The 8,853-nt window shown below is 74.7% G+C and carries 5 protein-coding genes; 2 read left to right on the forward strand and 3 right to left on the reverse strand.

What is annotated here, in order from left to right; all coding sequences use genetic code 11:
- A partial coding sequence (locus tag ACSNOD_RS24295) for a glycoside hydrolase family 31 protein (RefSeq protein WP_436769165.1) occupies nucleotides 1–2,355 on the reverse strand: 2,355 nt, incomplete at its 3' end.
- Between the two features lie 378 nt (nucleotides 2,356–2,733).
- Here ACSNOD_RS24295 and ACSNOD_RS24300 point away from each other — a divergent pair.
- Both ACSNOD_RS24300 and ACSNOD_RS24305 read left to right on the forward strand, forming a co-directional pair.
- Nucleotides 2,734–4,839 (forward strand): acetoacetate--CoA ligase, encoded by a 2,106-nt coding sequence (locus ACSNOD_RS24300; RefSeq protein WP_436769166.1) that lies wholly within the window; start codon nucleotides 2,734–2,736, stop codon nucleotides 4,837–4,839.
- A 238-nt stretch (nucleotides 4,840–5,077) separates the two neighbouring features.
- Complete coding sequence (locus tag ACSNOD_RS24305; RefSeq protein WP_436769167.1) at nucleotides 5,078–6,055, forward strand: hypothetical protein; 978 nt, start codon at nucleotides 5,078–5,080, stop codon at nucleotides 6,053–6,055.
- Between the two features lie 107 nt (nucleotides 6,056–6,162).
- On the opposite strand, the gene ptsP is transcribed toward ACSNOD_RS24305, so the two are convergent.
- Together ptsP and ACSNOD_RS24315 are read right to left on the reverse strand one after the other, a co-directional pair.
- Nucleotides 6,163–7,833 carry a phosphoenolpyruvate--protein phosphotransferase gene (ptsP, locus tag ACSNOD_RS24310; RefSeq protein WP_436769168.1) on the reverse strand — a complete coding sequence of 557 codons (1,671 nt, stop codon included), beginning with the start codon at nucleotides 7,831–7,833 and terminating at the stop codon, nucleotides 6,163–6,165.
- Between the two features lie 79 nt (nucleotides 7,834–7,912).
- Nucleotides 7,913–8,362, reverse strand: coding sequence for a PTS sugar transporter subunit IIA (locus tag ACSNOD_RS24315; protein ID WP_436769169.1), 450 nt, complete (start codon nucleotides 8,360–8,362; stop codon nucleotides 7,913–7,915).
- Between the last annotated feature and the right edge of the window lie 491 nt (nucleotides 8,363–8,853).

An 8,853-nucleotide genomic window follows, 5' to 3' on the forward strand; every position in this document is an offset into this window, starting at 1 on the left:
GTCGCGTACGACCACCCCGGAGCCCTCCCGGCCGGGCGCGGGCGCCCACGCCTCCAGCTCCACCGCGCCCCGCTCCCCGGCCACCGGCAGCACCGCGCCCGCCCTGGCCAGCACCGGCACCCGGGACAGCGGCGCGTCCACCACCACCCGGCCCGGCCCCTCGTACGCCTGCCCGGTGGCCGTGTCGTACCAGCGGCCCCGCGGCAGCCGCACCGCCCGCCGGGTCACCCCGGGACCCAGCACCGGGGCCACCAACAGGGCGTCCCCCAGCAGGAACGCGTCCTCGCAGTCCCGCAGCGCCCGGTCCTCCGGCGCGCCCCACCACACCGGCCGCACATACGGCGCGCCGGTGCGCCGCGCCAGATGGGCCAGCGTGACCAGATACGGCAGCAGGCGCTCCCGCTCCAGCAGTGCCGCCCGCGCGTGCTCCAGCACCAGCGGCCCGAACTCCCAGGGCTCCCGCCGCCCCGCCGTGATCGCCGCATGGGTGCGGAACAGCGGCATCCACGCGCCGAGCTGGAACCAACGCAGGAACAGTTCGGGCGACGGGGAGCCGGTGAAGCCCCCGATGTCCGGGCCGGAGTACGGCACTCCGCACAGCCCGAGGCCCAGCACCAGCGACAGCGAGGCCCGCAGCCCGGGCCAGCCGGTCGCCACGTCGCCCGACCAGGTGCCCCCGTAGCGCTGCATCCCCGCCCAGCCGGAGCGCGAGAAGAGAAAGGGCCGCTCGTCCGGCACCAGCGCGCACAGCGCCTCGTAACCGGCCCGCGCCATGGTCAGCCCGTAGACGTTGTGCGCCTCCCGGTGGTCGCCGCCCCGCCCCTCCAGGGAGTGCCGGGCCGAGCGCGGCAGGGTCGTGTCCCCGAACGCGGCGAAGGACACCGGCTCGTTCATGTCGTGCCACACGCCCGCGAAGCCCCGCGCCACGCGCTCCGCGTACAGCCCGCCCCACCAGCGGCGCACGCGCTCGTCCGTGAAGTCGGGGAACACCGAGTCGCCCGACCACACCACACCGCGCACCTCCCGGCCGCGCGCGTCCCGCACGAAGGCGTCCACCGCCTTCCCGCTCTCGTACACCGGTTCGCCCGGCGCCGCCTTCACCCCGGGGTCGACGATCGACACCAGCCGCACCCCGGCCTCGCGCAGTTCTGTCGCCAGGCCCGGCAGATCGGGAAAGCGCTCGGTGTCCACGGTGAACACCCGGTGCCCCCGGTAGTGGTCGATGTCCAGATGGACCGCCGACAGCGGCAGCCCGTGCTCGCGGTAGCCGGCCACGATCCGCCGCACCTCCGCCGCGCTGCCGAACCCCCAGCGCGCGTGGTGGTGGCCGAGCGCCCAGCGCGGGGGCAGCGCGGGCGCCCCGGTGAGCGCCGTCCACGCCTGGAGCACCCGGGCCGGCCCGCCCACCACGATCCACCGGCGCACCGGGCCGCCGTCCATGCGCACCTCGCAGCCGCCCGGCCGGTCGTGGCCCGAGCCGCCGCCCTCCTCGCCCTCCCACAGCCGCACCCGCCCGTCCCAGGAGTTGTCGTCGAACACCAGGTGCGTGCCGGCGTCCGACACCACGAACTGCACGGGCATCGTGATGTACAGCGGATCGTCGCCCGGCCCGAACGCCCCGCCGGGGTCGGTGTTCCACAGCCGGTACTCGCCGGTCCGCAGCCGGGGGCCGTGTGCCCGGCCGCCCAGGCCGAAGAAGCGGGCGTCCGCCGGCACCTCCGAGCGCCGCGCCCAGCGCGGGCCGGTCGGCCGGAACGCCGGGCCCGCCGGCCACCGGTCCGGTCTTCCCGGCCCTTCCGGCCCCTTCAGGGGTGGTGCGGCCGGCCCTCCCCGCGGTCGGCCGTTCACCCGGCCGCCCGCGCCGCCGCCCGCCCGGCCGTCCACCGGGTCCCACCAGCGCGGCGGCAGATCGCGGCGCAGCAGCAGCCCGCCCGGCGTACGGATCTCCACCGTGCCGTCGCGGGCCACCGACACCGTCATGCGCTCGGCGACCACCCGCCAGCCGCCGTCCTTGTCCGGCTCCAGCAGCGCCCGTACGTCGGTCTCCGGGCAGCCGCGCGCCAGGGCGTACGAGGGCTCCGGCTCGGCGCCGTCCCAGCCGCAGAACACCGCGCCGACCGAGGTCACCCGCACCCGCAGCGACGAGCGGGCGAACCGCACCACACCTCCCCCGGGCTCCGGTTCCGCGCCCGTCGCCGGGCCCGGCACCCGCGCCCGCTCCGCCCCGCGCCGGGGCAGCGCCGAGGCGTCCACCCGCTGCCGCCGCCACGCCGACCGCACCGCGCGCCACCCCCACGCCGAACCCGCCGTCGTCCCCACCGCCCTCACCGATCGCACCAGGTCCCGCGCATCCATGCTGTGCAGCCTGCCACCGGTGCGGAAGCGGGTGAGAGGTGTTCAGCCGTCGTTCACCCCCGCCTGGCCGCCTCGTTCCCGTGGCGTCGCCTCCGGCGGGGGGCGGCGCTTTCGGGGTGCTGCCTTCGCGGTGCCTCCTTCTCCGGCCGGGGGCGGCGCAGGGGGACGGCCGGCGCGACGGGGCGTCGTCACGGCATGGTGGGGGCGGCCCTGGTGCGGAAGTCGATCACATGGCATCGTCCTGCCCAGCCCCGCCGCGCACACCCCGCGCGGGCCGGGGCCGCCCGCACGAGTACGCCAGCCCGCACCAGAGACCGTAAGCGACCGCACGAGACCCATCAGCGATCACCGACGACGCGCACAGCCGGGAGCCGTGTCATGACCTCATCGAACACCGCAGCGCCGACGCCCGACCCCACCCCCCTCTGGCAGCCCGGCGCCGACCGCATCGACCGGGCCCAGGTCACCCGGTTCCACGCCTGGGCCGCGGAACGGCACGGCGCCCCCCGGCCCGTGCCCGGCGACCCCGCCGCCGACTACGCCGCGCTCCACCGCTGGTCCGTGACCGAGCCCGAGCGGTTCTGGCAGGCCGTCGTGGAGTGGTTCGACGTGCGTTTCACCAGCCCGTACGAGACCGTGCTGGCCGAGCGGACCATGCCCGGCGCCCGGTGGTTCCCCGGCGCCACCCTCAACTACGCCGAGCACGCGCTGCGGGCCGGCGAGGACCCCGCCCGCGCCGACGAGCCGGCCCTGCTCCTCACCGACGAGGACCTCCTCCAGCGGCCCGGGGCCGAGCCCGAGGCCGTGAGCTGGGCCGAGCTGCGCCGCCAGGTCGGCTCGCTCGCCGCCGAACTGCGCCGGCTAGGGGTCCGCCCCGGCGACCGCGTCAGCGGCTATCTGCCCAACACCGCGCACGCCGTCATCGCCTTCCTCGCCACCGCCACCGTCGGCGCGGTCTGGACCTCGTGCGCCCCCGACTTCGGCGCGCGCGCCGTCCTCGACCGCTTCCAGCAGGTGGAACCCGTCGTCCTGTTCGCCGTCGACGGCTACCGCTACGGAGGCAAGGAGCACGACCGCACCGCGACCGTCGCCGAGCTCCGCCGGGAGCTGCCCACCCTGCGCGCCGTGGTGCACGTCCCGCTGCTCGGCGGCCCCGCCCCCGTGGACACCCTCGACTGGGCCGACGTCGTGTCCGGGGGCGCGGACGGGAGTGCGGCCGGGAGTACGGAGGGCCGCGCGGCCGAGGGCGCCTCCGGGGGCGAGGCCCTGGAGTTCACCCAGGTCCCCTTCGACCACCCCCTGTGGGTGCTGTACTCCTCCGGCACCACCGGCCTGCCCAAGGCCATCGTCCAGTCCCAGGGCGGCATCCTCGTCGAGCACCTCAAGCAGCTCGGGCTCCACTGCGACCTCGGCCCCGGCGACCGCCTCTTCTGGTACACCTCCACCGGCTGGATGATGTGGAACTTCCTCGTCTCCGGGCTGCTGGTGGGCACCACGGTCGTCCTCCACGACGGCAGCCCCGGCCACCCCGACACCGCCGCCCAGTGGCGCGTCGCGGAGCGCACCCGCGCCACCCTGTACGGCACCTCCGCGGCGTACGTGATGGCCTGCCGCAAGGCCGGCGTCCACCCCGCCCGCGACTTCGACCTCTCCACCGTCCGCTGCGTCGCCACCACCGGCTCCCCGCTGCCCCCCGACGGCTTCCGCTGGCTCCACGACGCGTTCCACGAAGGGGACGGCGAGGACATGTGGATCGCCTCGGTGAGCGGCGGCACGGACGTGTGCAGCTGCTTCGCCGGCGCGGTGCCCACCCTCCCCGTGCACATCGGCGAGCTCCAGGCCCCCTGTCTCGGCACGGACCTCCAGGCCTGGGACCCCCGGGGCGAGCCGCTCGTCGACGAGGTCGGCGAGCTCGTGGTCACCGGGCCGATGCCGTCCATGCCGCTGCGCTTCTGGAACGACCCCGGGGACGTCCGCTACCGCGAGAGCTACTTCGAGACCTACCCGGGCGTCTGGCGGCACGGCGACTGGATCACCCTCACCTCGCGCGGCACGGTCGTCATCCACGGCCGGTCCGACTCCACCCTGAACCGGCAGGGCGTCCGGATGGGCTCCGCCGACATCTACGAGGTCGTCGAGCGGCTTCCCGAGATCCGCGAGTCGCTGGTCATCGGCATCGAGGAGCCCGACGGCGGCTACTGGATGCCCCTCTTCGTGCACCTCGCGCCCGGCGCCGTGCTGGACGACAGGCTCCGCGACAACGTCAAGCGGACCCTGCGCGAACACCTCTCCCCGCGCCATGTCCCGGACGAGATCATCGAGGTGCCGGGAGTGCCGCACACCCTCACCGGCAAGCGCATCGAGGTCCCCGTGAAGCGGCTGCTCCAGGGGACGCCGCTGGAGAAGGCGGTCAACCCCGGCTCGGTCGACGACATCGAGCTGCTGCGCTTCTTCGAGCGGATCGCCCGCGAGCGCGCGTCCTGACGGCCCGGGCCCGGGCGGGGCACCGCACCCCGTCCGGGCGCCGCACCGGTCCGGGCGCCACACCCGGACCGGGCGCGCACCCCGTCCGGGCCGCCGCCTGAGCCGGCCCGCCGTACGCGGTCGGGCCCGCCGTACGTGCAGATCCGGACCGCCGCACCCCTCACTGTCAGTGACGTCGATTACTCTGGGTGAGCATTGATCGACATGCTGAGCCCGACGAGCTGAGGGGGAGCGAACCATGGCCCGGACGAACCACGGCAGGAAACCACCCACCCCATCCACCCCGGCCGACCCGCCCGCCGGGACGGCCCCGCGCGGCGAGGTGCCCAGCACCCTCGCCCTCCTCGCCGACGAGCGGGACTTCGCGGCCATGCGGCACTACGCCACCTTCACGTTCTCCGACCACGAGACGTACTTACGGGCCATGGAGGCGCTGCTGCGCTCACTCGCGGCCGAGGGGGTCCACACCGCCGTGGCCCTCTTCGACCCCGACGACTACGCCGAGTTCTGCGCCGACACCGGCCTCGAACCGGACAGCCCCCTGAGCCGCACCCGCTACACCGCCGAGTGCGCCGCCGCGGGCCCCACCCTCCCCTACGAGGGCCAGCCCATCGACCGGCTCGCCGCCGCGCTGGTCGAGACCGCGGACCGGCACGCGACCCTGGAGTGCGCCGCCACCCTGCTGGCCGGCCTCGGCCGGTGCGCCGACTGCGGGGCCGACCTCGGCCGGGCCGCCTACCACCGGGCCGTGCACGCGGTGACCCGGCTCCTCGAAGCCGTCGGCCCCGGCGGCCACCACCTGGTGTGCAGCGTGCCCGTCAACGGCACCCCGCTCATCGCGGTCCTCCAGGCGAGAACCGGCCCCGGCGGCACGGCCCGGCTCCTGGAGGCCGAGGCACTGGTCTTCTGCACCGTGCTCGCCATCGGCATCGCCACCGACACCGGCGGCGGCCTCGTCCTGCGCACCGACCGCCCCCCGGCGGGGCCCGACACCGTCCGCGGCTGGGTGCTCAACGACGGCTGGCCCCGGCCGCTGACCGCGGCCGAAGTGTTCAGCGCCTACTGCACGGACGCCGACACCGGAGACCCCGTGCCCCCGGAACCGGGCGTCGAGCACCTGCCCGGCATCGCCCTGCCGGCCCCGGAGGACGACCACGGCCCGCACGGCCGCCACCGGCCCGAGGAGAAGCGGAGCCCCGAGGAGAAGCGGGAATGAGAAGGGCGATGGCCGTCCCGCCGCGAAGCGGGACGGCCATCGGCCTCGAACACCGGGGCGCCGACCGGCACCCCACGGACCGTGTCACCGGCCCGGGAACGGCCCGGTCACTCGCCGGACAGCACCGCCTGCGCGGCGCGCCGCGCCTCCTCGGCGGTGTCCGCCGCCCGCGCGGCGGCGGCGGCGCGCTCGCACTGCGCGAGCGTGTGCTTGGCCAGCGCGGCCCGCACATAGGGAATCGACGCGGCACCCATCGAGAGGCTGGTGACGCCCAGGCCCGTCAGCACACACGCCAGCAGCGGGTCCGACGCGGCCTCGCCGCACACACCGCAGCTCTTGCCCTCGGCCTTGGCGGCCTCCGCCGACAGCGCCACCAGGTCGAGCAGCGCCGGCTGCCACGGGTCCTGGAGCCGGGAGACCGCGCCCACCTGACGGTCCGCGGCGAAGGTGTACTGCGCCAGGTCATTGGTGCCCAGCGACAGGAACTCCACCTCCTGGAGGATCGAGCGCGCCCGCAGCGCGGCGGAGGGGATCTCCACCATCGCACCGAACTTCGCCCGCAGCCCCGCCTCGCGGCAGGCGTCCGCGAACGCCTTGGCGTCCGTGCGGTCCGCCACCATCGGCGCCATGACCTCCAGGTACACCGGCAGGCCCTCGGCCGCCTTCGCCAGCGCGGTGAGCTGCGTCCGCAGCACCTCCGGGTGGTCGAGCAGCGTCCGCAGGCCCCGGACGCCCAGCGCCGGGTTGGGCTCGTCCGCCGGGGTCAGGAAGTCCAGCGGCTTGTCCGCCCCCGCGTCCAGCACCCGGACCACCACACGGCCCTCGGGGAACGCCTCCAGGACCGTGCGGTACGCCTCGACCTGCTTCTCCTCCGACGGCGCCTTCTCACTGTCGTCCAGGAAGAGGAACTCCGTGCGGAACAGCCCCACGCCCTCGGCGCCGGCCTCGACCGCCGCTGGCACATCGGCCGGGCCGCCGACGTTCGCCAGCAGCGGCACCTTGTGACCGTCCGAGGTCGCACCCGGGCCCGAGGACGCGGCGAGCGCCGCCTTGCGCTCGGCCGCGGCGGCCTCCAGCTCGGACCGCTTCTCCGCGCTCGGGTCGACGAAAACGTCGCCCGTGCTGCCGTCCACCGCCACCACGGTGCCCTCGGCGAGCTCGCACGCGCCCGGCAGCGCCACGACCGCCGGCACGCCCAGCGCACGCGCCAGGATGGCGCTGTGGCTGGTCGGCCCGCCCTCCTCGGTCACGAAACCGAGCACCAGCGTCGGGTCCAGCAGCGCGGTGTCCGCCGGCGCCAGGTCCCGGGCGATCAGCACATACGGCTCGTCGCTGTCCGGCACACCGGGCATCGGGACGCCGAGCAGCCGGGCGACGATACGGTTCCGCACGTCATCGAGGTCGGCCACCCGGCCGGCCAGGTACTCGCCCGCGCCGGCCAGCAGCGCGCGGTAGGCGGCGAACGCGTCGTACACCGCGCGCTCGGCGGTGCTGCCCACGGCGATCCGCCGCTCGACGTCCGACATCAGCTCGGGGTCCTGGGCCATCATGGCCTGGGCCTCCAGGACGTGCTGGGCCTCGCCGCCCGCCAGATTGCCGCGCGCGACGAGGTCCGCGGCCACAGCCTCCACGGCCTGGCGGGCACGCCCCTGTTCGCGCGGCGCCTCGTCCGTGGGGATCTGCTTCGCCGGCGGCTCCAGGACCGCCGTGCCCATGTGCCGCACCTCGCCGATCGCCACCCCGTGGCTCACGCCGACGCCTCGCAGCGTTGTCTCCATTACACCCGTCTCCGGTTGATGCGGCGGAGCTGACGCCGCCGCGGTTGATGTCGTACTCGCCGTCCGTACGGCGCGAAGGTCACTGCCAGGTGAAGAGGGCGTCGCCGGTCTTGACGTCGCCGTCCTCCAGCAGGTCGCCGAGGGACTCGGCGGACGCCTCCAGGGCCACGATCGGGCAGACGGGGGACTTGCCGGCGGCTTCGACGTCGGCCGGGTTCCAGCGCACGACGACATCGCCGCGCTTGACGGTGTCGCCCTTGTTCACCAGCAGCTCGAAACCCTCGCCATTGAGCTGGACGGTGTCGATGCCGAGGTGGGTGAGGACGCCGTGCCCCTCACCGTCGACGACGACGAAGGCGTGCGGGTGCAGCGAAACGATCAGTCCGTCGACCGGGGCGACGGCCTCGGAGGGCTCGCGCACGGGGTCGATGGCGGTACCGGGACCCACCATCGCGCCGGAGAAGACCGGATCGGGCACTGCCGCGAGTCCGATGGCGCGTCCGGCGATAGGGGACGTCACGGTGGTCATGGGAGGCCTCCCAGGGGTGGAGATTCAACAGGCGCCGTCCTTACCTGTCCGCGGACGGCATGCTGATCAGAGCGTAAGTCATAGGAAGTGGCGATTCCGCATGAGCCGGAGGCCCCCGGCAGGCCCCCTGAGAAGGGGGTCGACGCCCCTCGGACGGCGCGTGCTCCGCCGCCGCTGAATCGATTTGCCTCGCCCCTGGCGGAGATGTACTGTCGTACTCCTGCCCAGGCCGAACGCACCGCAGAGACTGCGAGCGTGGCGCCGGGGCGGCACCTATCGAACTCCGATCCGATCTCGGGTCGGCCGCCGTGTGTCCGCGTTTTCGCGGAGACGGTGGTCGGAAGAGCGGAAAAGGGCTGATAGAGTGGGAAACACCGAAGGGAAGCGCCCGGAGAAATCAGTGAAATGATTTCAAAGGAAGCGTCCGTTCCTTGAGAACTCAACAGCGTGCCAAAAGTCAACGCCAGATATGTTGATACCCCGTCTCTTGG

The organism is Streptomyces sp. URMC 123 (assembly GCF_051386515.1).
Taxonomy (GTDB): Bacteria; Actinomycetota; Actinomycetes; order Streptomycetales; family Streptomycetaceae; genus Streptomyces.